Annotated in this window: 21 protein-coding genes; 3 read left to right on the plus strand and 18 right to left on the minus strand. The window is 41.7% G+C overall.

Translation table 11 applies throughout. The annotated features are described in order from the left end of the window. Positions 1-3 precede the first annotated feature (3 nt). The 3 genes from pdxT to nox all read right to left on the minus strand — a co-directional run bounded on the left by pdxT (position 4) and on the right by nox (position 2,992). Complete coding sequence (pdxT, locus tag GOM47_RS06740; RefSeq protein ID WP_235080280.1) at positions 4-585, minus strand: pyridoxal 5'-phosphate synthase glutaminase subunit PdxT; 582 nt, start codon at positions 583-585, stop codon at positions 4-6. Then, on the minus strand, positions 586-1,461 hold the full coding sequence (gene pdxS / locus GOM47_RS06745; RefSeq protein WP_235080281.1) for a pyridoxal 5'-phosphate synthase lyase subunit PdxS: 876 nt from the start codon (positions 1,459-1,461) through the stop codon (positions 586-588). Positions 1,462-1,612: 151 nt separating this feature from the next. After that, positions 1,613-2,992 (minus strand): H2O-forming NADH oxidase, encoded by a 1,380-nt coding sequence (nox, locus tag GOM47_RS06750; RefSeq protein WP_235080282.1) that lies wholly within the window; start codon positions 2,990-2,992, stop codon positions 1,613-1,615. A gap of 297 nt (positions 2,993-3,289) precedes the next feature. Here nox and GOM47_RS06755 point away from each other — a divergent pair, with 297 nt between their 5' ends. The 3 genes from GOM47_RS06755 to GOM47_RS06765 are packed head-to-tail and all read left to right on the plus strand — an operon-like array spanning position 3,290 to position 6,105. Beyond that, positions 3,290-4,219, plus strand: coding sequence for an FAD:protein FMN transferase (locus tag GOM47_RS06755; RefSeq protein WP_235080283.1), 930 nt, complete (start codon positions 3,290-3,292; stop codon positions 4,217-4,219). An 18-nt stretch (positions 4,220-4,237) separates the two neighbouring features. After that, positions 4,238-4,843 carry an NADPH-dependent FMN reductase gene (locus GOM47_RS06760; RefSeq protein ID WP_084875518.1) on the plus strand — a complete coding sequence of 202 codons (606 nt, stop codon included), beginning with the start codon at positions 4,238-4,240 and terminating at the stop codon, positions 4,841-4,843. A 17-nt stretch (positions 4,844-4,860) separates the two neighbouring features. Continuing rightward, positions 4,861-6,105, plus strand: a complete 1,245-nt coding sequence (locus tag GOM47_RS06765; protein WP_235080284.1) for an NAD(P)H-dependent oxidoreductase — start codon at positions 4,861-4,863, stop codon at positions 6,103-6,105. Between the two features lie 84 nt (positions 6,106-6,189). On the opposite strand, the gene GOM47_RS06770 is transcribed toward GOM47_RS06765, so the two are convergent. The 15 genes from GOM47_RS06770 to GOM47_RS06840 form a co-directional block, all read right to left on the minus strand. Continuing rightward, positions 6,190-6,447, minus strand: coding sequence for a DUF896 family protein (locus tag GOM47_RS06770; protein WP_235080285.1), 258 nt, complete (start codon positions 6,445-6,447; stop codon positions 6,190-6,192). 41 nt (positions 6,448-6,488) lie between these two features. Beyond that, a complete protein-coding gene (gene glyS / locus GOM47_RS06775) occupies positions 6,489-8,525 on the minus strand; it encodes a glycine--tRNA ligase subunit beta (RefSeq protein WP_235080286.1) in 2,037 nt (678 codons plus the stop codon). A 260-nt stretch (positions 8,526-8,785) separates the two neighbouring features. Beyond that, complete coding sequence (glyQ, locus tag GOM47_RS06780; protein ID WP_000038733.1) at positions 8,786-9,703, minus strand: glycine--tRNA ligase subunit alpha; 918 nt, start codon at positions 9,701-9,703, stop codon at positions 8,786-8,788. Positions 9,704-9,721: 18 nt separating this feature from the next. Continuing rightward, positions 9,722-10,483 (minus strand): elongation factor Tu, encoded by a 762-nt coding sequence (locus GOM47_RS06785; protein WP_235080287.1) that lies wholly within the window; start codon positions 10,481-10,483, stop codon positions 9,722-9,724. 270 nt (positions 10,484-10,753) lie between these two features. Then, positions 10,754-11,596 (minus strand): aldo/keto reductase, encoded by an 843-nt coding sequence (locus GOM47_RS06790; RefSeq protein WP_235080288.1) that lies wholly within the window; start codon positions 11,594-11,596, stop codon positions 10,754-10,756. Between the two features lie 79 nt (positions 11,597-11,675). Further along, the gene (gene pgdA / locus GOM47_RS06795) at positions 11,676-13,067 is read right to left on the minus strand and encodes a peptidoglycan-N-acetylglucosamine deacetylase PgdA (RefSeq protein ID WP_235080289.1); all 1,392 of its coding nucleotides are present in this window, start codon (positions 13,065-13,067) and stop codon (positions 11,676-11,678) included. Between the two features lie 105 nt (positions 13,068-13,172). Next, the gene (ezrA, locus tag GOM47_RS06800) at positions 13,173-14,900 is read right to left on the minus strand and encodes a septation ring formation regulator EzrA (protein WP_235080290.1); all 1,728 of its coding nucleotides are present in this window, start codon (positions 14,898-14,900) and stop codon (positions 13,173-13,175) included. 80 nt (positions 14,901-14,980) lie between these two features. Beyond that, on the minus strand, positions 14,981-16,927 hold the full coding sequence (gene gyrB / locus GOM47_RS06805; RefSeq protein ID WP_235080291.1) for a DNA topoisomerase (ATP-hydrolyzing) subunit B: 1,947 nt from the start codon (positions 16,925-16,927) through the stop codon (positions 14,981-14,983). 13 nt (positions 16,928-16,940) lie between these two features. Next, positions 16,941-17,504 carry an HAD-IA family hydrolase gene (locus GOM47_RS06810; RefSeq protein ID WP_321159580.1) on the minus strand — a complete coding sequence of 188 codons (564 nt, stop codon included), beginning with the start codon at positions 17,502-17,504 and terminating at the stop codon, positions 16,941-16,943. A gap of 84 nt (positions 17,505-17,588) precedes the next feature. Further along, entirely contained in the window at positions 17,589-18,143 is a 555-nt protein-coding gene (locus GOM47_RS06815) for a DJ-1 family glyoxalase III (RefSeq protein ID WP_235080293.1), read from the minus strand. 10 nt (positions 18,144-18,153) lie between these two features. Beyond that, the gene (locus GOM47_RS06820; RefSeq protein ID WP_235080294.1) at positions 18,154-19,377 is read right to left on the minus strand and encodes an FtsW/RodA/SpoVE family cell cycle protein; all 1,224 of its coding nucleotides are present in this window, start codon (positions 19,375-19,377) and stop codon (positions 18,154-18,156) included. A gap of 5 nt (positions 19,378-19,382) precedes the next feature. Beyond that, positions 19,383-21,872, minus strand: a complete 2,490-nt coding sequence (locus GOM47_RS06825; protein WP_414930296.1) for a bifunctional DnaQ family exonuclease/ATP-dependent helicase — start codon at positions 21,870-21,872, stop codon at positions 19,383-19,385. A gap of 199 nt (positions 21,873-22,071) precedes the next feature. Beyond that, positions 22,072-22,923 carry an NAD(P)H-hydrate dehydratase gene (locus tag GOM47_RS06830; protein WP_235080296.1) on the minus strand — a complete coding sequence of 284 codons (852 nt, stop codon included), beginning with the start codon at positions 22,921-22,923 and terminating at the stop codon, positions 22,072-22,074. Positions 22,924-22,979: 56 nt separating this feature from the next. Continuing rightward, complete coding sequence (locus GOM47_RS06835; RefSeq protein WP_235080297.1) at positions 22,980-23,753, minus strand: HAD hydrolase family protein; 774 nt, start codon at positions 23,751-23,753, stop codon at positions 22,980-22,982. Positions 23,754-23,757: 4 nt separating this feature from the next. After that, positions 23,758-24,615 carry a bifunctional methylenetetrahydrofolate dehydrogenase/methenyltetrahydrofolate cyclohydrolase gene (locus GOM47_RS06840; RefSeq protein ID WP_235080298.1) on the minus strand — a complete coding sequence of 286 codons (858 nt, stop codon included), beginning with the start codon at positions 24,613-24,615 and terminating at the stop codon, positions 23,758-23,760. Between the last annotated feature and the right edge of the window lie 81 nt (positions 24,616-24,696).

A 24,696-nucleotide genomic window follows, 5' to 3' on the forward strand; every position in this document is an offset into this window, starting at 1 on the left:
TTCTCAACTTTTTTCTTTACACATATTGATAAAGTACTGATGCAAGCCAACATGATCTGTCAATTCTGGATGAAAAGAAGTTACCAGCATATTTTTTTCTTGGGCTGCAACGATTTGATCATCAACTGTTGCTAAAACTTCTACACCCTCTCCAACACTGCTGATAATCGGTCCACGAATAAAGGTCATGGGAATCTGACCGACTCCCTTACATTCTGCCTCCGTATAGAAACTTCCTAGTTGGCGCCCATAAGCATTGCGCTCAACCACTATATCCATGGTTCCAAGATGACTTTCTTCCCGAGAAGTGATTTCCTTAGCTAGCAAAATCAACCCTGCACAGGTTCCAAAGACTGGCAGTCCAGATAGAATGACTTCTCGGATGGGAATTAACATCTGCTGGTCACGCAAGAGCTTGCCCATGGTTGTAGACTCACCGCCAGGTAATATCAAGCCGGACAAGTCACTCTGATGTTGTTGAAAATCATCTAAATTTCTGATTTCGACACTAACAACACCTAACTTTTCTAGCACTTTTGCATGTTCTTCAAAGGCACCTTGCAAGGCTAGTATTCCGATTTTCATCTATTTTCCTCGCTCTGCCATAAGAATTTGGATTTCATTCTCATTAATACCAACCATGGCTTCCCCTAGGTCTTCAGAGATTTGAGCCAGAATTTGAGGATTTTGGTAGTTGGTTACAGCTTTGACAATAGCACTTGCTCGTTTAACAGGATCTCCTGACTTGAAAATACCTGAACCGACAAAGACGCCTTCTGCCCCCAATTGCATCATCAGCGCAGCATCTGCTGGCGTTGCCACACCTCCGGCTGCAAAGTTGACAACTGGTAATTTTCCATGTTCGTGGACGTATTGGACCAATTCTACAGGAACTTGGAGTTCTTTTGCAGCCACATATAGTTCATCTTCGCGTAGATTTTGAATACGGCGAATTTCCTGATTCATCATACGCATATGACGAACGGCTTGAACAATGTCTCCTGTACCCGGTTCTCCTTTTGTCCGAATCATAGAAGCTCCTTCAGCGATACGACGCAAGGCTTCACCCAAGTCCTTAGCTCCACAGACAAAAGGAACTTGGAATTCCTTCTTATCCACATGGAAACGGTCGTCAGCTGGAGAAAGTACTTCACTCTCATCGATATAGTCAATCTCAATAGCCTGCAAAATCTGAGCTTCAACAAAATGCCCGATTCTGACCTTGGCCATCACTGGAATACTGACCGCTTCTTGGATTTCCTTAATCATCTTTGGGTCGCTCATACGGGAAACTCCACCAGCTGCACGAATATCAGCTGGAATCCGCTCCAAGGCCATAACAGCTGCCGCACCAGCAGCCTCTGCAATACAAGCCTGTTCAGGGTTCTGAACATCCATGATAACCCCACCTTTGAGCATCTGCGCCAAATTTTTATTCAGTTCATAACGATTTTCAGTCATTTCTCAATCCTCATCATTTGTATTGGTAGCTACCATTTCATTTTAAGCCAGATTAGAATGAAGTACAAGATAGAAAAACTATAATTGTATGGGTACAGATTAACAAAAAAACTACCTGACCTTCAGTTAAGGCCAGATAGCTCATCAATTTTTATTTTTCAGCTGTAAGTGCAGCCATTGTGATGTAGTTGTATGGTTTGTTGAAGTGTGGCAAGAAGAATAGGTCTGTCAAGGCCAACTTATCAATCGTCACATGCTCTTGGATAGCAAGTGAGAACATGTGGATTCCCATACTGATAGCAGCATCATGTGAAACCATTTGTGCACCTAGAATTTCGCGGCTGTCTTTGTCAAAGACAATCTTGATGGCAACTTCGTGGTTGTCATGCTTCATAAATTCTGGTTTTTGAAGATCGTTAAAGCCAGTTTCAGTTGCATTGTAACCTGCTGCTTTTGCTTTTTCAAGAGTCAAACCAGTTGAAACCATGTGAAGACCATAGATTGAAATACCGTTTGATCCTTGCACACCGATTCCTTCCAATTCATGTCCACAAGCGTTATAAGCACCAACGATACCAGTACGTACAGCGTTAGATGCAAGAGCGATGTAGCTTGTATCTTTACGAGCATTGTCATAAACAGTCGCACAGTCACCAACAGCGTATACACCTGGGATAGATGTTTCTTGTTTCTTGTCTACAAGGAAGGCACCGTTGCGGAAAAGTTCAATCTTACCATCTGCAAGAGCTGTGTTTGGACGGAAACCAACAGCAAGAACAACCATGTCCACATCAAATGTTTCTTTGTCAGTTACCAAGCGTTCTACTTTGCCGTCACCTTGGATTGCTTTAACAGTTTGACCAAGAGCCAAGCGGATGTTGTGGTCTTCCAAGTTCTTAGCCATCATTTGAGTGAAGTCTTTGTCGTAGTAGCCATTCAAAACAGTATCTACGATGTCAACAAGCACAACTTCTTTTCCAAGACGTTCAAAAGCTTCAGCCAGTTCAACACCGATATAACCTCCACCAACAACAGCGATGCGCTCAAGGTGTTTGCTCTTGTCAGCAAGTTTGTTGATAACTTCTTCTGCATTTTGGTACAACTTAACAAATTGAACATTTTCAAGTGTTGCTTTGAATTCGCGGTTGCCCTTCTCAATTTCAACACCTTCGATTGGAGGCAAGATTGGAGTTGAACCAGTCGCAAAGATCAATTTGTCGTAAGATTCTTTATGTTCTTGACCTTCAACTTCTGCAGTCACAACTTTATTGTCATAGTCGATTGAAAGAACAGGTGAGTTCATGTACACTTTAGCACCTTTTGCTTCCAATTTTTCTTTATCAGAGTAGAACAAGCCTTCAGCTCCATCGATTTGTTCCCCGATCCAAAGAGCCATTCCACAACCAAGGAATGAAATATTTGAGTTTTGGTCAAATACAACGATTTCATTTTCATGTCCAAAGTTGTCCAACATAGTGTTGATACATGCTGTACCAGCGTGGTTAGCACCAACTACAACGATTTTACTCATAGAATAATTCCACCTTTAAAATTTAATTTACCCCCCTAGTATATCATTTACTGTTAGCGTTTACAAGGTATTTGCTTGGAATTCTCTTTTTTTCAGAAAAAATTATTCTTTACTATATTGTTTGTTTCATTTCCTTCCAATTTTTAAGCATATTTCTTGACTTTTGTTAAAATTTATTTGTGAAAACGCTGACTTTATGGTATGCTAGATACATGGAAAGAAAATGTAAGGGGTTAAATTTTCTATTAATCTAACTTATCTTGAATGATTTCCTGTAAGAAGAAAGGAGTTGGTAGCTTGCCTCTTCGTTCACGTTCTGAACGGCTAATGGGAACAACTATCACGATTTCATTAGTAGATGAACGGGCTGATTGCCTACTTCAAGGAGCCTTTGACTTGCTCAAAGAGCTCGAATACCGCTTTAACGCCAACAGTCAAGAATCCGAATTGATGGAAATCAACTACCAGGCTGGAATCACACCTGTTAAGGTTCATCCTGATCTATTTGAACTGATTGCTCTTGGACTTGAGCATAGCCTAGCTCCATCTAGCCATCTAAACATCAGCATTGGCCCCTTGATTCAAACCTGGCGAATCGGATTTGCAGATGCACGGCTTCCAGAATTAAACGAAATCGAAGCTGTCTTGCCTCTAGTTAACCCGCATTTTATCAAGTTGGATCCGACTAACTCTACTATTTTTTTAGAGAAGAAAGGAATGAAGCTTGATTTAGGTTGTTTAGCCAAGGGCTATAGTGCAGATAAGGTTGCCCAGTATTTGAAAGCACACGGTGTCACCTCTGCCTTGATCAATCTCGGAGGAAATATCCTCACCATCGGGAATAACCAAGCCAAAGAAGGGAATGCCTGGCAGATTGGGATTCAAGATCCGCGAAATCCTCGTGGCAACCATCTCCTAACCATTCCTGCTTCTAACAAATCCGTTGTCACTTCAGGTATCTATGAACGCCACCTGACAGTAGATGGAAAAGACTACCACCATATCTTTGATAGTAAGACAGGATTCCCTGTCGAAACCGATCTTGCTAGCCTAACGATTGTCTCTGATAAATCCGTTGATGGTGAGATATGGACAACACGCCTTTTCGGAGAACGAAGCGCTTCTATCCTCTGGCAAGTCGAAAGTATAGATGGGATTGAAGCCATCCTCATCGACAAAGAGGGACGCCTTGCATGTTCTTCAGGCCTTCAAAATTGTATTATGTAAAAAGAGAAAGGAAATCTCATGCTAAAACTTATTGCCATTGTTGGAACGAACTCTAAACGTTCTACAAATCGCCAATTGCTCCAATACATGCAAAAACACTTTGCTGATAAAGCTGAAATTGAACTCGTTGAAATCAAGGATATCCCTGTTTTCAACAAACCAGCAGATAAGCAACTTCCAGATGAAATTCTTGAAATTGCTGCTAAAATTGAAGCATCTGACGGTGTGATTATCGGTACTCCTGAGTACGACCACTCTATCCCTGCGGTTTTGATGAGCGCTCTTGCTTGGCTATCTTACGGTATCTACCCACTTTTGAACAAACCAATCATGATCACTGGTGCTTCCTATGGTACACTTGGTTCATCTCGTGCCCAATTGCAGCTTCGTCAAATCTTGAACGCTCCTGAAATCAAGGCAAATGTTCTTCCAGATGAATTCTTGCTCTCACACTCTCTTCAAGCATTTAACCCAAGTGGCGACTTGGTTGACCTTGATGTCATCAAGAAATTGGATGCCATCTTTGATGACTTCCGTATCTTTGTGAAGATTACTGAGAAATTGCGCAATGCACAAGAATTGCTTCGCAAAGATGCTGAAGAATTCGACTGGGAAAATTTGTAAGATAGGAGACCGAAAGAATGAAATTTGTTGGACTTGTTGGATCAAACTACGATCAATCATATAACCGCAAACTCTTGGAATTTATCCGTCGCAATTTCAAATTCAAATTTGAATTAGAAGTTCTTGAAATCGACGAAGTTCCAATGTTTAACCAAGACGAAAAATGGGACGAAAGTTTCCAATTGCGCTTCTTGTATAACAAGATTACACGTGCTGATGGTGTCATTATCGCGACTCCTGAGCACAACCACACTATCTCAGCTTCTCTCAAATCTGTACTTGAATGGCTTTCATACGAAGTTCATCCATTTGAAAACAAACCTGTTATGATTGTAGGTGCATCATACTACGACCAAGGAACATCACGTGCTCAAGTTCACCTTCGTAAAATCCTTGACGCTCCTGGTGTCAATGCCTACACGCTTCCAGGTAACGAATTCCTTCTTGGCAAAGCTAAAGAAGCTTTTGATAACGACGGAAATATCACCAACGAAGGAACTGTTAAATTCCTTGAAACTTGCTTAGATAACTTTGTAAAATACGTAGGAGTAGTTTCGAAATTGAAAAAACCAAAACCAATCGAACCAGAAGACTTGGATTGTGGAAAACCAATTGCTACAACCATTACAGAAGTTGATCCTGACGATCCAGAATGGGTAGAAAAAGTTGCAGCAATCACTGGAGCTGTTTCTGGTGATACCTATGTCAAATTGGACCACGGTATCTTGACAGTTAATCAAATTGATATGTTCTTGAAAGCTATGCCATTTGAATTGACATACGCTGACGACAACAACCAATTCCTCTACTACAACAACGCTCACCAAGATCCAGACACCATGTTTGCTAAACGTGTACCACCTCAATCAGGTAGCCGTATGTCGACTGTTCATGGTTCTCTTCCACCAGCACGTATGAAGAACGTAGAGTGGGTTATCGGAACACTTCGCAACGGAAACCAAGAATACGTTCGTACGATCGTTCCAGGCTCACCTGCAGGTGTTATCAACACTCACAACTACCAAGCGATGTACTATCCTGATGGATCATACGCTGGTATCAATGAAATCGTCTTTAACTTCCAACCATGGCTTGACTGGTACCTAAAAGAAACTGGTCAACGTTTGGTAGGTGGTAGCGGACCATTTGCTCCTGCTGCTGGAGGGCATGGAAATGCTGATGCTACTTCTGGCGCTTCTGATTCAGGTGATGCTGGAGGCCACGGTGGTGGCGCAGACGCTACTTCTGGCGCAAGTAACTAAGAAACCAAAAAGGAGCCAAAGGGCTCCTTCTTTTTTACTGCAAACGAAAAGGGGATTGTAAATCATCTATAAACCCCTTTCGTTCTATGAGTTAGGATCATCTAAACTACGACCATGCAAACCTTTTTCGCGTTGTACTTGGCGTATTTTTTCTGGTGTGACGTCATTGCCTTCCTCGTCCACAATTTTGATTCCTTCAATGTGGTGACGAACAGAACGGCGATAGCCTTCGATGTACTCCTCACGAAGTTTAGCTTGTTCCACTTTTTCAGCAGAAGTTAAGCCTTCTGTTTTTTTCTTTTTGGCAAGCTCGTTGATACGAGCGATTTTTTTCGGATCCATTTCTTCTCCTTTGTGATAAGATACAGTCCGTTTGACTGAGTTTATTTAGTATTAATTTGGTTGAAACGTGCAAGTTTAGCTGCTTTCTTGGTTAATTGCGACAAGATTGCCAAGCGATTTTGACGGACAGCCTGATCTTCGGCCATTACCATGGTATTTTCAAAGAAAGCATCAATAATTGGGCTAAGCACAAAGAGTTGTTCTAATTGCTGACTTGCAGTCCCTGACAAAACGAGTGATTCTACTGCTTCCGCCAAGGATTTCTCTTCTTCATTCTCAAAGAGGGCAGGATCAACAGTATCAGAGCCTTCTGCTTTCTCAGCCAAGTTGAAAGCACGTGAGAGAGATTCGACAGACGATTTGAAATCTTCTTCTTTGCTTGCTTCGACGATAGCACTTGCTGCTTCCAACATATCCGCCACAACAAAGTTCGAACTTGCAAGGACTGCTTCCTTAATGTCTTTTGGAGTTGAACCCATCATCTTATCAACACGAGCCTTGATAAAGTCCATGACTTCTGCTTTATTTTCATAAGTCAAGCTGTCAAATTTCAAAGCATACAGGCTATCAATCAACTCATCCATAGCAATGTGCCAACCAAAAGCATCCAAGATACGAACCACACCTTGCGTCGCACGACGAAGGGCATAAGGGTCATTAGAACCTGACGGAATCAGGCCTGCTGAGAAGAAACTCAAAATCGTATCCAATTTGTCTGCAATGGCTAGAATGGCTCCAACCTTGCTCTCTGGAAGTTCTCCTTCGGCTGATGTAGGCATGTAATGTTCACGAATAGCAGCCGCAACTGCTGGAGTCTCCCCAGCAAGAAGGGCATATTTCTCACCCATAATTCCTTGGAGTTCATCAAACTCACCAACCATCCCTGTCAACAAGTCAAACTTGTAAATGGCTGCTGCACGAGCTAGGTCAACCGTTTCATCCACTGACAAACCAGCTTTTTCCGCCAAAAGGACGGCAATCTGACCTGTACGAATCATGTGCTCACGAAGAGAACCAATCTTTTCATGGAAGGTCACGTTGTTTAATTTTTCAACAAGATCTGAAATGACCAATTTTTGGTCCTCACGCCAGAAGAATTCTCCGTCTTCCAAGCGGGCAACTAAGACTTTTTCATTACCCTTGATGACATTTCCCAAATGCTCTGCGTTTCCATTACGGACTGAAATGAAGTTTGGCAAGAGTTTACCGTCTTGATCACGAACAACAAAGTAACGTTGGTGTTCCTTCATTGATGTCACCAAGACTTCTTCTGGAACTTCAAGGTATTTAGCATCAAAACTTCCCATAAAGGCAGTTGGGTATTCAACCAAGTTCAAGACTTCGTTCAGCAAGTCAGCATCAATCTCGATGCGTACACCATGTTTTGCCTCGATTTCTTTGATTTGATCAACAATCATTTGCTCACGTTCACGTGGATCCGCGATTACAAACTGTTCACGAAGGTCTTCTTCATAGCTCAATGCTGACTGAATCTTTGTTTCTTGCCCCAAGAAACGATGACCACGGCTCACACGACCGCCCTTGATATCAAGGAAATCCAGATCAAACTCCTGCTCGTCCAAGAGAACTGTCAAAGTGTGCACAGGGCGGATATATTCAAAAGTATTGTTAGCCCAGTGCATGCTGACAGGGAAAGTCAATGACTTCAAGACATCTACTACACCTGGAACAATGTTCTCAACTGGTTGGCCCACTTCTTCCTTGGTAACATAGACATATTCTTCACCCTTGATTTCACGGAATTCAATATCTTCAACCGTTAAGCCTTTCCCACGAACAAATCCTTGGGCTGCTTTGGTGAAGTTTCCATCACTATCCAAGGCAATTTTCTTAGCTGGCCCCTTGAAATCTTCTGTCAAATCAGACTGTTTATCTGAAAGACCAGTGACACGAACAGCCAAACGACGTGGAGTTGAGAAGGTTTGAATGTTTTCGTATGATAGGCGGTTTTCTTTGAGAAAGGCTGCCATTTTTTCACCTAGTTGTTTTTCACTTGGGGTCACAACATAGGCTGGTAATTCTTCAAGACCAAGTTCTACTAATAAGTTTTTTGTCATGTTTTTTCCTTTACATTTTCTTCAATCTTTTTTGATATGCACCTTAGGTACTGGGGACATCGCTAACTAACTTTGTGAGTCTGTGGGGAATTCTAATACTAAATTGAGCAAGATTTCCCCACAGTCTCATCAAAGTGGATTTAGCTGACTGATTTTTGAACCTAAAGTTTCAAAAATCCCCACATAACAGTACGGCGGTGCATATCCCTCTAGCAAGTCTTCGACTTGCCTTTAACGATTTTAGATCACAGTATTACTCACTATTCTGCGTCTTCTGCTAAGAGTTTAGCTCGTGTTGCTTCATCCAAAAGTGGGTATCCTAGGCGTTTGCGCTCTGCGACAAAGGTTTTGGCTACGACACGGGCCAAGTTACGGATACGAGCGATATAGCCTGCGCGTTCAGTTACAGATACGGCACCTCGCGCATCAAGCAAGTTAAAGGTGTGTGAACATTTGAGAACATAGTCATAGGCAGGGTGAACCAAGCCTTCTTCCAATGCACGCCCAGCCTCTTTTTCAAACTTATCAAAGTTTTCCAGCAACATCTCTTGATCCGAAATTTCAAATGAATATTTTGAATGCTCGTACTCAGGCTGGATGAAGATTTCTCCGTATTTTACACCATCCGCCCACTCAATATCATAGACAGAGTCTACTTCCTGAATATAAGAAGCCAAGCGTTCCAAACCATAGGTAACTTCAGCAGTCACAGGTCCAGTTGCCAATCCACCAACTTGTTGGAAATAAGTGAACTGAGTGATTTCCATCCCATCAAGCCAAACTTCCCATCCAAGACCAGCTGAACCAGTTGAAGGATTTTCCCAGTTGTCCTCAACGAAGCGGATATCGTGTTCCAAAGGATTAATACCCAATTTTTCCAAAGACTCAAGGTAAAGCTCTTGGATATTTGATGGAGAAGGCTTCATGACCACTTGGAATTGGTGGTGTTGGTAAAGACGGTTAGGGTTTTCCCCATAACGACCGTCAGCAGGACGACGTGATGGCTCTACATAAGCCGCATTCCATGGCTCAGGTCCGATAGCACGAAGGAAAGTGTAAGGACTCATTGTCCCCGCACCTTTCTCATTGTCATAAGCCTGCATGAGCATACAACCTTGGTCATTCCAAAATTGTTGCAAAGTCAAAATAATTTCTTGAAATGTTAATTTCTTAGACATTGTTTACTCCTTTAGTTTTTATATTTCTTTTTCAATTAATTTCTGCTGAACAAACCAATTTAACAAGGGAAGAGTTTTATCTGTGTTTGCCCATAGATGATAAGAATCGAAGACCGCTTGTACACTACCTAGATTTTCTACCAACTTATCTACTGTCAAAAAACTACGCCAGTATTCGTAAAAAATACTTGCATAGTTCTTATCATAAGTAGAGGAACCAAAATCATTCAATGAATGCCAACCATACTTCTTCTGATAAAGTTCTACGAGAGATTGATTACAAATTTTTTCCGCTTGAAATTCCTCTTCTGTCAAGAAATACTTGCGACTAATATATTCAACCATCCCCTCTTCGAACCAGATGTAAGAGTCGTAACCATCAAAATCATCTAAAAAATGCTCCGACCAATGAGCTAACTCATGTCCTACAATCTGTAAGAGGAAATTTTCAGATAAAGAATGATAGTGACTTTTTATTGCTTGAGTTTGCTGAGAACACTCGTAGTCCATCAACTGATACAAATACAGCTCTTTCCAAACAGTTAAATCAGGCGTCATAACCATTCGTTTATTATTTGTATAGGCAGGAACAGGAATTTCCCTAATAATCTGTGTAGCAGCATTAAAACCTGACCAAATGACGGCTTGTGGTAAATCATAGACTGCAAGTTCATTCTTTAAAAAAGATTGATAAGCCTCCAACTTTTCAGTATTTCTTAATACAAAATCACGAAATGCAACTAGTTGGCTATCATCTTTTACAAGATAAAGGTTATCCACGGCTCTCCTTTCTTTCACACAATAGACTGATTAAACAAAAGAACCGCATTTCAACACCCAAGCCTTACGACTAGGGGCGTCAGAAACGCGGTTCCACCCTAATTTATTACTTCATTGTTTTTAAAAAATACGACAGAAAGTGCCAGTTTCTTAGCTTGTTCTACTTGGCTCCCACTATCCCAAGCTCGCTTGAAGAACGCCATAAGACTTTCTTTCCTGTTGAATATTATATCAGAAAGGCAAAAAATTTACAATTCTTTTTCTTACTTTCTAAAAATCCATCTCATCCACACGTGGTGCACCAGAAGTCACCGAGATAGTCTTTAAGATTTCTCGCTCTTCTGTGCTGAGTTCAATCCCAAAACAGTCAAGATTGCTCTGGATGCGAGAGGCTGTCACGGACTTAGGTAGAGGTAAGAAACCTTCTACCAAACTCCAAGCCAAGGCGATTTGAGCCACTGATTTCCCATGCTTTACAGCAATTTCTTGGACTTCTTTCTGTTCAAACAACTCACCTTGACCAAAAGGTCCCCAGGCCTCTAAGAGAATTCCTTTTTCTCGACAGTAGTCAACCACTTCCTCTTGATAAACTCCTGGTGCCAAGCGCACCTGATTGATCGCTGGAATGATTCTTGCTGTTTCAAGCAAGGAATCCAAATGCTTGGGGAGGAAATTACTAACTCCGATAGCACGGATTTTACCTTCTTGGTAAAGGTCCTCCATCGCTCTCCAGACTTCAGCATTGCGGGTTTTCCATGCATCATTTTCTCTTAGTGGTTTTGGATTTGGCCAATGGATAAGGTACAAATCTAGATAGTCCAATCCCAATTTTTCCATTGATTGCTCAAAAGCTTGATGAGCTTCTTCATAGCTGTGATTGGTGTTCCAGAGTTTGGTCGTTACAAAGATTTCTTGGCGTGGAATACCGCTATCTCGAATAGCGCGACCAACACTCTCCTCATTTTTGTAGATAGCTGCAGTATCGATATGACGGTAACCAGCCTTTAAGGCTTCTAAAACGGCTTGGTAGGCCACTTCTCCATTTTCAGCTTTCCACGTCCCAAATCCTAAAACTGGGATTGAAACGCCGTTATTAAGGATATAAGATTTCATCGTTTTTCCTTTCTATGTGAAGAAAATCTAAAGAAACAAAGCCGGATTAACAGAGGCATGTCTCTTTAGATTTTGTCGATTATTGATCACGGTCATAATACATTTCGTGAGCTTTCAATCGAGAATTAAGCAATTCTGGAATAGTCACAAATGTATAACCTTGCTCTTTCAGATATTCTATAATCTTTGGAAGAGCATTAACTGTAGCGCCATGAATATCATGCATAAGAACAATCGATCCATTACGAACCTGATGCTGAATCTCTGTCAAAATGGCTGTCTCATTCTTACTCTTCCAGTCCAAACTATCCACATTCCACATGATAAAGCTCAAGTCCAGACTGTTACGGATATCATCAGTAATGGCACCATAAGGCGGACGCATGAGTTTAGAACTCGATCCTAAAACCTTGGTCAAGGCATCTTCTGTATCCGTGATTTGCTTTTTAGCATCTTCGAGAGATAATTTAGAAAGGACAGGATGATCCCAGCTATGATTTCCCACAACATGCCCTTCTGATTTCATTCGTTTCAGAAGATCTTCATTGCCAGCAATGTTTTTACCAAGTACAAAGAAGGTTGCCTTTACATTGTACTTAGCCAATGTATCCAAAGCTTGTGTAGTTGTAGATGGATTTGGACCATCATCAAAAGTCAAGGCTACAACTTTTTTATTTTTTTGTACAAAGTAAGCTTGGTAGAGCTCAGCATCCTTTTCTAATAGATAAGAGGACTCCAATACATCAAAGAAACTGGATATTGGTAGAGCAATTTCCTCCAGAGTATCCCCTGGATTCGCAGGATAAAGGATGATTTGGCTATCTTTATAATCAAAGCTCCATGATGCCAGATCTTGGTCTGTAAAGTATTTTAGGACCTGATCAATTTTTGTCTGGTCAAGTTTCTTATCTTCTAGAGTTGATTTGATTTGACTCAGCAGGAGTTCCTTAGCCTTGCTATCATCTTTGAAAAGTTGACTAAGTGTAAAAAGTTTACCATCTTCTGTCAAGTGAACTTTCCCTAAAGACGTCTTTTCTTTTTCTTCAACCTTTGCTGCAGACAAATCGTAGACTTGCTTACTAATATTACGAGCAACAACTCCCTTTAAAACAGGATCTAATTGCTCGGTATAATAAAAGACCAAATCTTCTTTATCTTCCAGCTTTTCTTTAATATTCTGGTTGATTTTTTCCCTAACAGGCGCAATGACTTCCTCCCCTTGAAGAGGATAATAGACAATCACTTCAGCTTGACCTTTTCGGAAATGGTCTTTCTGACTGCCTGCGTTGAATTGTTGGTCTTTTTCATTTTTTAAGGTTTCAATTTTTTGTTCATAGGATTGTTTCTGCAAAATCTTGTGACCAATCACGCCACCTAGGCAGATCATAGCAAGACTTAAAATACCTACTAAAACAAGTAATACATTTCTCTTTTTATCGTGGGAAACACGCTTCTCTCTATTTTTCTTCATACCTCCATCATATCAAATCAGAACTATAATTTCAATGATAAATCGATATTCTTCTATTTTTGAAAGAAATAATAAAAAGCCTAGATGATCTAAGCTTTTCAAGTATTAGAAGCGAATCGCTTCACGTGTTTTTTCATAAGAAGAAACAAAGCGATTTGTGACTCCTGGTTCTGCAACTTCCAAGGCCTGAGAAATCTTCTCAAATGATGCCTTGTAGTCAAATTCTTTTTCAAAAATTTCAAGCGCTTCATTGAAAGCTTGCTGTATACGCTCATCAAATGAACGGTAACGGTTTGAATACTGCAAGAGTTGCTCCGTCAAGGTCGCATATTGAACAATATTGTAGGTTTCTGTTTCAAGAGCCTCCATGTCATGGGTCGCAATTTCAAGAATTCGTTTAACGGATTCAATATTCACTTGTGGTTGCTCTAACTCTGCCATCAGATCTTCTGTGTTATGGCTTGCAGTGAAGAAAAGTTTCAAGAAACTTTGAGGAATACCCGGCAAGTTTCTCTTTTCCATATACCGTTTAATGGTATGCAAACGATTCACATAAACATTGGCTTTCTGACGAGCATTGATGTCGTCTTTTTCGATTTGAGATAGGCGTTCACTAACAGAAACTTGCTCGTCTTCAATGTCTTTTAGATTACTTTGAAGTGAATTAAACTGCTCCTCTAAAACAGAGTAAGCCTGAGTAGGTTCTGTCTGATCTTCAGTTGCCTCTGTGATTGCGGTATCAAGACCTGACAATTCAGCTTGAAGACGGCGGACATGGTTCCCATCACTTTCTGGGAGAAGATAGGTTTTATTTAAGCGTTCAAGATCCTGAACCAAAACCTGATTATTTTCTTTCAAGTGATTGAGATAGGTTGGAAGCGTTGAAAGGAGACTTTCAACAACTTTTTGAGCAGCAATTTCACGCGTGAAAATATCATAGAGCGCATTAATCTCTTCTTGGATTTGTGTATTTTCATACTCCGCATTGTCCAATTCCAACTGGCGGATGTTTTCTTGATTATTTTTCAAGGATTCATGTAAAAGTTGGAAGCGTGACTCGATATCCGTTTCAGTGAAGTGATAATTAGCATCTAAGAGTTTACGGTAGCCTTCCTCCAAATCTTCCAATTGTTCTGGCAGTTCCTTTGTCAAGGTTTCAACAAGAGCTGGAACTCGATCAACGATATGTGTCAAAGCGAGAATATGATTTTCAGTTGAATCAAGAATTGCTGCAGCCTCAACTGGGTCACCTGAAGAGTTCAAGGTTACAAATTGAGAAAACTCTGACTGGATATTTTCCAATTGTTTCTCAATTTCAGGAAGGGCTTTACCATACTGTTCCGAATTTTCTGCTACAGTATGTTGCAGACTTTCAAATAAGTCCAAAGCATGCAGAACACGTCCGCTATTCTTAGACTCTTGTTTTTCAAGTTCTGAAAGCGCATTGCGAATCGCCGCAATGTCTTCTTCAATTAAATCAATTTGACTTTCGATTTGATCGATTTGATGAGCCGCTTTGAAAAAGCGAAAAGAATTATTATAGCCTTCAGCCTCAAAGAGGTTATTTTCTATATCAGCAAATGAGTTAAGGGATAAATCAACCCATTTTTGATTCCATTCACGGAAGGTTACCTGACTTTGACCAATCAAATGCATGTTTTTAACCGCTTCAACCTCATCATTTACAGGAAGGTTGTAGAGTTCTTCTTTTCTTTCCTCGAGGGCCGTCAATCTACTTACATTACGCTTACGTAGGAAGATTGCCGCTACATAAGCTAGAATCAAAATGACTGCAATCGCAACCATTAGATAAATTAATTGTCCATTAGACATATCAAACTCCTTTTATACTAGAAACAATCGTATTGATTATATCATATTTTTTAGGTCATGGGAACTATTTCCCACATTTTTTAGACGTCAAGGGTACTGTAAACGGCATTTTCTTCGATAAATTCACGGCGAGGTTCAACTCGGTCCCCCATCAACATATCAAAGATTCTATCTGCTTCAGCAGCATCATCTACCGAAACACGCGCCATCAAGCGATGTTCTGGATCCATGGTGGTTTCCCACAATTGGTGGTCATCCATTTCTCCCAGACCTTTATAACGTTGGATGGTTGGTTTTGAACGCCCTTCACTGTGACGTGCTAAGGCTTCTTGGAGTTTAATTTCTTGATCTGCACCAGGCTGGATGTATTCTTTGATCTCACTTCCAACTTTTACTCCGTAGATTGGCGGTTGGGCAATGTAGACATAGCCAGCTTCTAGAATTGGTTTCATATAGCGGTAAATCAGGGTCAAAAGGAGGGTTCGAATATGAGCACCATCAACATCGGCATCGGTCATCAAAACAAGTTTTTGGTAACGAGCCTTAGTGACATCAAATTCTGCACCGAATCCTGTTCCCATAGCCGTGAAAAGGCTCCGAATTTCTTCGTTGGCAAGAATTTTATCCATGCTAGCTTTTTCAACGTTCAAGATTTTACCACGAATTGGTAAAATAGCTTGGAACTCACGGTTACGACCTGATTTAGCTGATCCACCAGCCGAATCTCCTTCGACGATGAAGAGTTCTGTTTCCGCAGGGTTATTTGAAGAACAATCCGCTAGTTTTCCTGGCAGATTGGAAATTTCCAAGCCAGATTTCTTACGAGTGACTTCACGCGCACGCTTGGCAGCCACACGAGCCTTGGCAGCCAAAATCCCTTTTTCCACGATGCGCTTGGCAATCTGCGGATTCTCCATGAGGAAATCAGAAAAGGCATCGCTAAAGAGACGATTGGTAATCTTAACTACTTCGCTATTTCCCAATTTAGTCTTGGTTTGTCCTTCAAACTGTGGATTTGGATGTTTCACAGAGATAACGGCGGTCAAGCCTTCACGAACATCTTCCCCTGTCAGGTTGTCTTCATTGTCTTTTAGCAATTTATTTTTGCGGGCATAATCGTTGATAACACGCGTCAGAGCAGTACGGAAACCTTGCTCATGTGTTCCACCTTCATGGGTATGAATATTATTGGCGAAACTCATGACGTTTTCGTGGTAACCAGTTGTGTACTGCATGGCTACTTCAACTGTGATATCATCCATCTCACCGTCTGTGTAGATTGGCGTATCAAAGATAACATCCTTGTTCTCATTGATATATTCAACGTAGCTAGCAATCCCACCTTCATAGTGATAATGTTTGGTTTGTTCGAGACCTTCACGCTTATCTGTGATTGAAATTCGAAGTCCTCGGTTCAAAAAGGCTAATTCTTGAATACGTTTGTTTAATTTGTCAAAATCAAAGGTCGTTGTTTCTGTAAAAATCTCTGGGTCTGGTGTGAAGTGAACTGTTGTTCCCGTTTTATCTGTATCTCCAACAACCTCAAGATCAGCAACAACATGACCACGACGGTATTCTTGGTAGTGAATTTTGCCATTTTTGTGAACATGAACGTCTAGTTGCGTTGAGAGGGCATTTACTACTGATGAACCCACACCGTGAAGACCACCTGATACCTTATATCCACCACCGCCGAATTTTCCTCCAGCGTGAAGAACCGTAAAGACTGTCTCAACAGCGGGACGTCCTGTCTTTTCCTGAATGTCAACAGGAATTCCACGGCCGTCATCCACAACGGTAATGGAATCATCTGGCTCTATAAAAACTTGGATATGACTTGCAAATCCAGCTAGTGCCTCGTCAATTGAGTTATCAACAATTTCCCAAACTAGATGGTGAAGACCTTCTTTTGAAGTCGACCCAATATACATACCTGGACGCATACGAACGGCTTCCAGACCTTCTAAAACTTGAATTTGACTGGCATCATAATCCTGTGCCTGTTGATTTTTGATTTCTTCTGTCATTTTTTCCCTTTTCTTACATGTCTATTGCTTGTCTCAATGTTGCAACATTGTCAAAAAGATAGGCATCTAAGCCTGCAGCTTTACCTGCTTCTACATCAATATTTCTATCTCCGATGACCAAACCGGATGTAATATGATATTTATCACGTAAATAAATCATAGACTCAGGATCTGGTTTTCGTTTAAAGCCAGAACTGGCGGTCACCACCTCGGTGAAGTAGTTGGCTATCTGGGTCTTAGCAAGAAGTTCTAGCACTTGGTCATTTCTATGAGAAACCAAAAAATGGCGACCACCCTTGTCAGAGATGTCTTTGAGTAACTCCGGAATTCCCTCAAACAGAACTGGATGCTCTAGCTCACGTGCTTCATTTTCTTTGTAGTTCTCTAAAAAATCCTCGATATCTGGGGCAAACTTCTCAATGGCAAAAGCTGTAGAAACCTTCAAGGCTTCGTATACACAGTCGTGTTCTTGCTCTATTCCGTATTGGGCTAAGGTTTCTACAAAGGCTGCTGTAGAAGTCTCGTAATTATCCAATAGGGTGCCACCTAAATCCCATATGTAGTCGTGATATTTCATACCCTTCATTATACCATTTTTTTATGAAAAAAGCGATGATTTCCAAGTTTTTTCCAAGTAAAAAACGAGAGTCTGCCTCTCGTTTTATTGTTGATTTTCAAAGACATCCCGATAGAGCATGCCGATTCGTAAACTTTCGGCATCTCGGCCCAACTGCTCCACCAATTCATAGGCAAAGGCTAGGGCGGTTGACGGCCCTCGGCTAGTTGTTAGATTGCCATCCACAACCACTGTTTGCTTTTGGTAAATCCCGTCAGTAATTTGCTCTTGAACACCGTCATAACAGGTGAAGTGCTTGTCTTTCAGGACACCTGCTTGATGGAGGGCGATTGGGGCTGCGCAGATAGCCGAAATCTTCTTTCCTTCTTGATTAAAGGCTTGGATCTCAGAAATGAGGGCTTGATTATCCCGTAGATTTGCTGATCCAGGCATGCCACCTGGAAGAACGAGCAAGTCATAGTCGGATAAATCACCATCAAAGACACGATCGGCTTTCACCTGAATGCCATGTGATCCTGTCACTTGCTCCTCAAACCCAACCATATCACAGTAAATGTTTGCTCGACGCAAGACATCAACTACTGTCAAGGCTTCGATTTCTTCAAAGCCATTTGCTAAGATAACTGCTACTTTTGCCATAGTGGCCTCCTTATTTGATTTGTTTTAAGACGACTTTCTTTCGTTTGAAAGGAACTTTTCCACTTTTCTCCTCTGCTAGATTAGTCTGGTAACTCATAGACAAGAGGAGACCGACTCCGATGAGGTTACTAATAATTGCTGACCCCCCTTGAGAAATGAATGGCAGAGGAATCCCTGTCAAAGGAAGTAGGCCTGTTACGGCACCGATATTTTCAAAGATATGGAAGAGTAGCATCATGATAAAACCAGTCGAAATATAGGTATAGAACTGATTATTTGATCTGAGCGTAATCTTCAACATACGATAGATAAGAAGTAAGTACAAAGCAATGACAAAGACTGAACCAATGAAGCCAAAATCTTCAGCAATCACTGTGAAAATCATATCACTCTCACGTACTGGAATGAGGAGATTGGACACATTGAAACCTTGTCCAAATAAGCCACCACTTCCAATAGCAATTTGCCCCTGCGCCTGTTGGTAAGTTGTTGTTTGTGCGAAGTCAAAGGGATTGAGCCAAGCCAAAATACGGTTAATCTGGTAGGTCGGCATTCCAATCTGGTGCAAGAAAGCACGTCCATCCTTGCTTATAAAGATGGCCATGAAGCCTGCAACTGCAGTCACTCCTGTCGCAAAAACTGGAACGATAATCTTCCATGAAACACCTGAAAGGAGCACCATTCCTGCAAAAATAGCTACGAAGACCAAGGCAGTCCCTAAGTCACTTTGTAAGGCTAAGAGGAGCAAGACTGGGATGGTAAAGGCAATCATCCAACCAATCAATAGGAAATCCAACGGAATAGTCCGTCGCCATTCCTTGTGTTTTTGAGTGAATTGTACAATGACTCGAGCCAACATCAAGATATAGGAAATCTTCATGAACTCAGATGGTTGAAAGAGTGTCGTTCCCCCAATTGACACCCAGTTTTTAGCACCCGTAGAAGCTACTAAACTCGGATTGTAAAAAACAAGGGGGAGAACCATCAAAGCCAAACCTAAGCCATAAAGATAGGGAGTCACCTTCCATAAAAACTCGGTATTGAAGAACATGACGACAAACCCAATGACAAGCCCCAAAGCAATCCAGGCGATTTGCTGACCTAGAATTGGAAGTACATTATTGGGATAGTCATGGCTAACTGCTATATAAATGGCCATTACTCCTATCACCAGTAAACAAAACACTGGTAGAAGGAGACTATAATCGACTCGAGAGTCGAAGGAACGTTTCATATTTTTTACCTTTTCTCTTTCTTGGATTTTTCTTTCATTCTATTGCGATGGGATTGTAGAAAATCTGCTACTGCAGATTCTAGCTGACTTCTAGCAAGGACCCGAACCGTTCTTTCTTTTGACAAGGTTTGGGCGATTTGTTTGCCATAGCGCTTGCTAACGACACGACTGTCTAAGATTACAGCAACCGAACCTTGGTCAGGCCGTCTAACAGTACGACCAAGGGCTTGTTTCAACCGAATAATAGCCATCGGCAACTGATAATCATAAAAAGGATTTTTTCCTTCTCGACGTAGTTCTTGGTTTAATTTTTTGGTTAAAGGTTCTTGGGGATTTTGGAAAGGCAATCTCGGAATCACTTGGAGTACAAATGGATGGGTTGAAAAATCAACTCCTTCCCAGAAACTACCTGTTCCAAGCAAGATCTGGCGTTCACCTTTTTCAAAACGTTTTTTCAGTTGGCTTGGTTCCCCATTTTTATACTGAGCTAGATGAGGTTGGTCGAGCAGGTCCGAAACTGCCAGCAACATCTCTTTTGAGGTAAACAAAACCAATAAGGGTTCTTGAAAGGCTTGTAAACGTCGAATGACAGAAGCCACTTCACTAGCATAGTCAAAAGGCGAAACTTCTGTAACGAGAGGAAAGTCATCGATTAGAAAGACTTCTTGTTGCTCCTGCTTTGCTACATCAAGCCTAACAAGTGGAGCATCTGGAAATCCCAGTAAATCAGCTAATGAAACCCGATTGCTGATTTCAAGAGTGGCAGATACTCCTAGGAGTCGACAATCTTCTGGCAATAAATCTGCTAGTATAAAGCGACCTTCTTTGCTTGAACAAATCAGGACATCCTTACTAGATTTCTCTGCTGGAGCAAGCCAAAATTCACGATCCGACGTAAAAAAGTTTGCAATTTCTCTGTACTCCGGGAGAGCTAACTCTGAAAAATGTTGGCGCAACTGTTCGAGAGAATCCAACCACTTTCCATTCTTAAGACCTGACTGATACTGCTCCATCAAGTAACGACATTCAAAACCTATACTCTCAAGCAAGCGTTTCTGAATCAGATCTTCCTCTGTCTCCAAGGACTTTTCAATTTGAGTTACAAGATCCTCAAGACGATAAGCCTGCTGGGCTAGATTTTCAAGAGCTAGCAGCATTTTTTGAGCTTCATCCAAGATCACTAAACGGTTGTTGACAAACTCTGGATTGTCTTCCAAACGAGTGACCAGATAGGCATGATTAGTCAAGAGAACGCGACTGGTCTTGGCCTTGTCCTGCCCTCGTTTCCAAAAATCCTCTGTAGCAAATAAACTTTTCTTTGAAAGCTTGCCATCGTGGACTAGTTCTGGCAGAAAGTGCTGGTAGCGATAAAGCTGCCCGATTTCGTCCAAGTCACCAGTCTCTGTCTCCGTCAGCCAGATGAGCAGTTGCATTTTAAAGCGTGTGAAAAGGCGATTGGACTCCGGTCGATGGAGAACTCGGTGAAAGGCATCCAGTTTTAAATAATTTTGAGGCCCCTTGAGACTATGAATTTCCAGATGGAAGACCTCTTTTAAGCGCTGACCTTCTTCTTGCATGATTTGATTTTGAAGAATTTTGGTCGGAACACTCACTAGGACACCTGCTTGACTCTCCAAGTTCAAAGCTGGGAGGAGATAACCATAAGTCTTGCCCAGTCCTGTTTGAGCTTGGATGAAGGAAGTCTGGTGTTCTTCCAATAAGTGCTCAACCTTCTCCGCAAATTCCAACTGTTGCGGACGCTCCTCCAGCCCCAATAAAGAAATATTTTTAGCAAAATCTTTGGATAACTTTCGTGGGACTAAGCCTTTGCTTTCCTTTCTGAGGAAAAGTCCATGAAGCTCCATCAAGTCCGGTAAAGACAAGAGAGATTGTTGCTGATAGACCTCCTCAATCACCAGATAACTTTCATAGAGAAGGTTCTCCGCAAGGTCTAACAAGCTTTCTAAGAGCCCTTTAGGTAGCTCAAAAAGTTTTTGACGCATGTAAAGCAAGAGTTCTGCTGTTGCCTGAGCATCTGACAGGGCAGTATGGGCATGTTCCAGCTCAATGCCCAACTCTTGACAAAGGATACCTAAGTTATACTTTTCAAACTGAGGATACAGAACTTGGGCAAGCTCAACTGTATCCACCCGCGGTGTGCGCAATTCATATCCTTCAAAAAAGAGAAATTCCGCAAGAAGGTTGGCATCAAACTGTACATTGTGCGCAACAAAAATACCGTCCTTAACCAATTCAAAAATTTTTCCAGCCACCTGAGAAAATTCTGGTGCCGCAGCCAAACGCTGATCGGTCAGACCCGTTAATTCTTTGATATGAGAATCCAAGGATTCGTGGGGATTGACATCGGTCGCATACTGATCGATGATTTCACCATTCTCAATCACCACAATGCCTACTTGAATAATTTTTGCCTTGCTTCCGGTGCTGGTCGCCTCTAAATCAACGACCACATACCGATCATTTCTCGCATTCATCATTAAAAATTATATCAAAAAAAGCATGATTTGACACCCCTCAACTTTGATAACAATCTCCCTTTAATTGCGAGTTTGAGTAAAAACCCAGACCTTAAAAGTGAGAATTTCACGCAAATTCAGCAGTTGATTCCTGGTTCTGAGGTATTTGAAAACCTTATTAACAAAGCTACATCAACAAAAAAAGACAACTAAGGTATTAGCTGCCTTTTTGAGATATTTTTTTCATTGTTTTCGGAAGAGCTTTACTAATTTCGGTAGGCAAGACAAGGTAGTGTTCTTGAGCTAGTTCTTGCGCGATAGCTGAATGAAGGTGAGCCGCTACCACCACTCTCTCATAGAGACTGACTTGGTCAAACTGACCTGCAAAACCTGCAATCATCCCAGCCAGAGTATCTCCCATCCCACCAGTTGCTTGATAGGGTCCTCCAACCTGTAACTGATAATATTCAGACTGACCAGCTTGCCAGATACGAGTCGCTGGACCTTTCTCGACAAGAATCGTTCCTTGAGGAAAAGCAGAAAGAGCTCTGGCAGTCGCCTCTGTATTTTGATGGTCAAGAACTATACCAGACAGTCTTTCCCATTCCTTTTGGTGGGGAGTTAGGATGAGCTGACTGGAAGGAAATGGTAACTGGCCATTTGCTAAGATACCCAAAGCACCGCCATCTGCAATCAAAATCTGGTCTTTTCTAAGGCTGTCAAAGACCCGTTTTACGAGTTCTTCTCCAAATGCATCCTCTCGCAAACCCGGACCTAACAAGACAACTTCTGCCTTTTCCAACTGCTCTTTTAACAATTGCTGGTCTTGAAGAGAAAATGCCATGGCCTCAGGTAAATGACTGTGCAGAGCCGAAAGGTTCTCCTTATCCGTACCAACAGTCACCAACCCTGCCCCACTTTTAACAGCAGCAATGGCTGACATGATGATAGCTCCCCTATAAGGATAGGTCCCTCCCAGCAAGAGCAGACGACCGTAATCTCCCTTATGGCTGTGACGAGAACGTTCAATAATGACTTTTTCTAATAAAGTTTGATCAATCACTTTCATCGTTATTTTCCTCTCACTCCATTATACTATAAAAGGAGGGGCGAACCTCCTTTTATCTATTTTCCCTTAAATTCCGCAAAGGTCTGTAATATTTTAGCTGCCACTGCTGGAGAAGGTTCTCCTTTTATCTCTAACGTGCCATCTGCATATGGAGTAAGGCCTGTGAAATCGCCTATCTGGACTGAATAGAGAGACGTTTTAAACAGTTCAATATCGTTTTGGTCATTTCCAAAGGCGATGAAGTTCTCCCCACATAACTTTTCAACAGTTGTCGCCTTATGAGTATCCAAGGGGTTGACATAAAGGCACCTTTCATGCGCATTATAGGACAGATGAGCCTGCCCCAGTCTTTCTAACTGACCAAGCAGGTCATCAAGCAAATCCTCATAATCTCCCATATAAACGACAACCTTAATCGGAGTACCCAAGTCCTCGAGTTTCTGATGACGAGCCACTTTTAGTGGATCCACACTGGAGATAAATGGTATCTTCTCCACAATCTGACCACTATAGTCAAAGCAATCATCTGCAAAGAAAGGGAGATTATAGGTCTGGCAATAATCCACTAGCGCCTGATAAACTCTAGCATCGAGATTCCTTTCAAAGATAGTCTTTCCCAAATGATAGGCTACACCACCATTCAAACCTATAACCAAGCGCTGACTGAGTTCAGGGCCTAATAAACCCAAGCAATCCCGATAAGAGCGAGCTGATGCAAATACAAGCTCATGTCCATAATCTTCAGCCTTTAAAAGAACCTGCTGAATCTCCTCATCTATGGTCATGTAGTCAAAAGATAGCGTTCCATCCAGGTCAAATACGAATTTCATTTTCCTAGTCCTTGTTCAGTGTACGAAGAGCTGCCTGATAGGTTTGCTCCATCAGCATAGTAATGGTCATAGGACCAACTCCACCAGGTACAGGTGTGATGTGACTGGCAAGTGGTGCAACGGCATCATAGTCAACATCTCCACAAAGCTTACCATTTTCATCTCGGTTCATCCCAACGTCAATGACAACCGCTCCTGGTTTGACAAAGTCAGCAGTCACAAACTTAGCACGACCAATAGCAACAACAAGAATATCTGCTTTAGCAGCCACCTTGGCAAGATGATGGGTGCGTGAGTGAGTCAAAGTCACAGTCGCATTCTTAGCCAAAAGAAGCTGAGCCATTGGTTTCCCAACGATATTTGAGCGACCGATAACAACCGCATTTTTACCTTCTAGATCAATCCCATATTCATGAAACATTTCCATAATTCCTGCAGGTGTCGAAGGAATCATAACTGGATGACCAGACCAGAGGCGACCCATGTTTAGGGGATGGAAACCATCCACATCTTTTTCGGGGTCAATGGCTAATAAAACTGCCTCTTCGTCAATATGTTTTGGCAAAGGTAATTGAACCAAAATCCCATGCCAAGCTGGATCTTGATTGTATTTGGCAATCAAGTCTAACAATTCCGCTTGGGTAATGGTCTCTGGAACTCGCACTACTTCACTACGGAAGCCAGCAGCGAGAGCTGACCGTTCCTTGTTGCGAACGTAGACTTGGCTGGCTGGATTGTTTCCCACCAAAATCACTACCAATCCTGGAACTAGAGCTGTTTCTTCTTTTAGTTTGGCCGTCTTTTCAGCCAACTGTCCTTGTAACTTAGCCGCAAGAGCCTTCCCATCAATAATCTGTGTCATATCACTTCTCTTTTCTGTCAAATATCCTCTATTATATCAAAAAATACCTTGCCATTCTAACACTTCTTGACTAATAGACCT

It is taken from the genome of Streptococcus oralis (assembly GCF_021497945.1).
In the GTDB taxonomy this organism is placed as follows: domain Bacteria; phylum Bacillota; class Bacilli; order Lactobacillales; family Streptococcaceae; genus Streptococcus; species Streptococcus oralis_BR.

What these genes read in the sequence shown, in the direction of transcription:
- pdxT (WP_235080280.1), bottom strand. Translation starts at nt 585, where the DNA reads ATGAAAATCGGAATACTAGCCTTGCAAGGTGCCTTTGAAGAACATGCA.
- pdxS (WP_235080281.1), bottom strand. Translation starts at nt 1,461, where the DNA reads ATGACTGAAAATCGTTATGAACTGAATAAAAATTTGGCGCAGATGCTC.
- nox (WP_235080282.1), bottom strand. Translation starts at nt 2,992, where the DNA reads ATGAGTAAAATCGTTGTAGTTGGTGCTAACCACGCTGGTACAGCATGT.
- GOM47_RS06760 (WP_084875518.1), top strand. Translation starts at nt 4,238, where the DNA reads ATGCTAAAACTTATTGCCATTGTTGGAACGAACTCTAAACGTTCTACA.
- GOM47_RS06765 (WP_235080284.1), top strand. Translation starts at nt 4,861, where the DNA reads ATGAAATTTGTTGGACTTGTTGGATCAAACTACGATCAATCATATAAC.
- GOM47_RS06770 (WP_235080285.1), bottom strand. Translation starts at nt 6,447, where the DNA reads ATGGATCCGAAAAAAATCGCTCGTATCAACGAGCTTGCCAAAAAGAAA.
- glyS (WP_235080286.1), bottom strand. Translation starts at nt 8,525, where the DNA reads ATGACAAAAAACTTATTAGTAGAACTTGGTCTTGAAGAATTACCAGCC.
- glyQ (WP_000038733.1), bottom strand. Translation starts at nt 9,703, where the DNA reads ATGTCTAAGAAATTAACATTTCAAGAAATTATTTTGACTTTGCAACAA.
- GOM47_RS06790 (WP_235080288.1), bottom strand. Translation starts at nt 11,596, where the DNA reads ATGAAATCTTATATCCTTAATAACGGCGTTTCAATCCCAGTTTTAGGA.
- pgdA (WP_235080289.1), bottom strand. Translation starts at nt 13,067, where the DNA reads ATGAAGAAAAATAGAGAGAAGCGTGTTTCCCACGATAAAAAGAGAAAT.
- ezrA (WP_235080290.1), bottom strand. Translation starts at nt 14,900, where the DNA reads ATGTCTAATGGACAATTAATTTATCTAATGGTTGCGATTGCAGTCATT.
- gyrB (WP_235080291.1), bottom strand. Translation starts at nt 16,927, where the DNA reads ATGACAGAAGAAATCAAAAATCAACAGGCACAGGATTATGATGCCAGT.
- GOM47_RS06810 (WP_321159580.1), bottom strand. Translation starts at nt 17,504, where the DNA reads ATGAAATATCACGACTACATATGGGATTTAGGTGGCACCCTATTGGAT.
- GOM47_RS06815 (WP_235080293.1), bottom strand. Translation starts at nt 18,143, where the DNA reads ATGGCAAAAGTAGCAGTTATCTTAGCAAATGGCTTTGAAGAAATCGAA.
- GOM47_RS06820 (WP_235080294.1), bottom strand. Translation starts at nt 19,377, where the DNA reads ATGAAACGTTCCTTCGACTCTCGAGTCGATTATAGTCTCCTTCTACCA.
- GOM47_RS06825 (WP_414930296.1), bottom strand. Translation starts at nt 21,872, where the DNA reads ATGAATGCGAGAAATGATCGGTATGTGGTCGTTGATTTAGAGGCGACC.
- GOM47_RS06830 (WP_235080296.1), bottom strand. Translation starts at nt 22,923, where the DNA reads ATGAAAGTGATTGATCAAACTTTATTAGAAAAAGTCATTATTGAACGT.
- GOM47_RS06835 (WP_235080297.1), bottom strand. Translation starts at nt 23,753, where the DNA reads ATGAAATTCGTATTTGACCTGGATGGAACGCTATCTTTTGACTACATG.
- GOM47_RS06840 (WP_235080298.1), bottom strand. Translation starts at nt 24,615, where the DNA reads ATGACACAGATTATTGATGGGAAGGCTCTTGCGGCTAAGTTACAAGGA.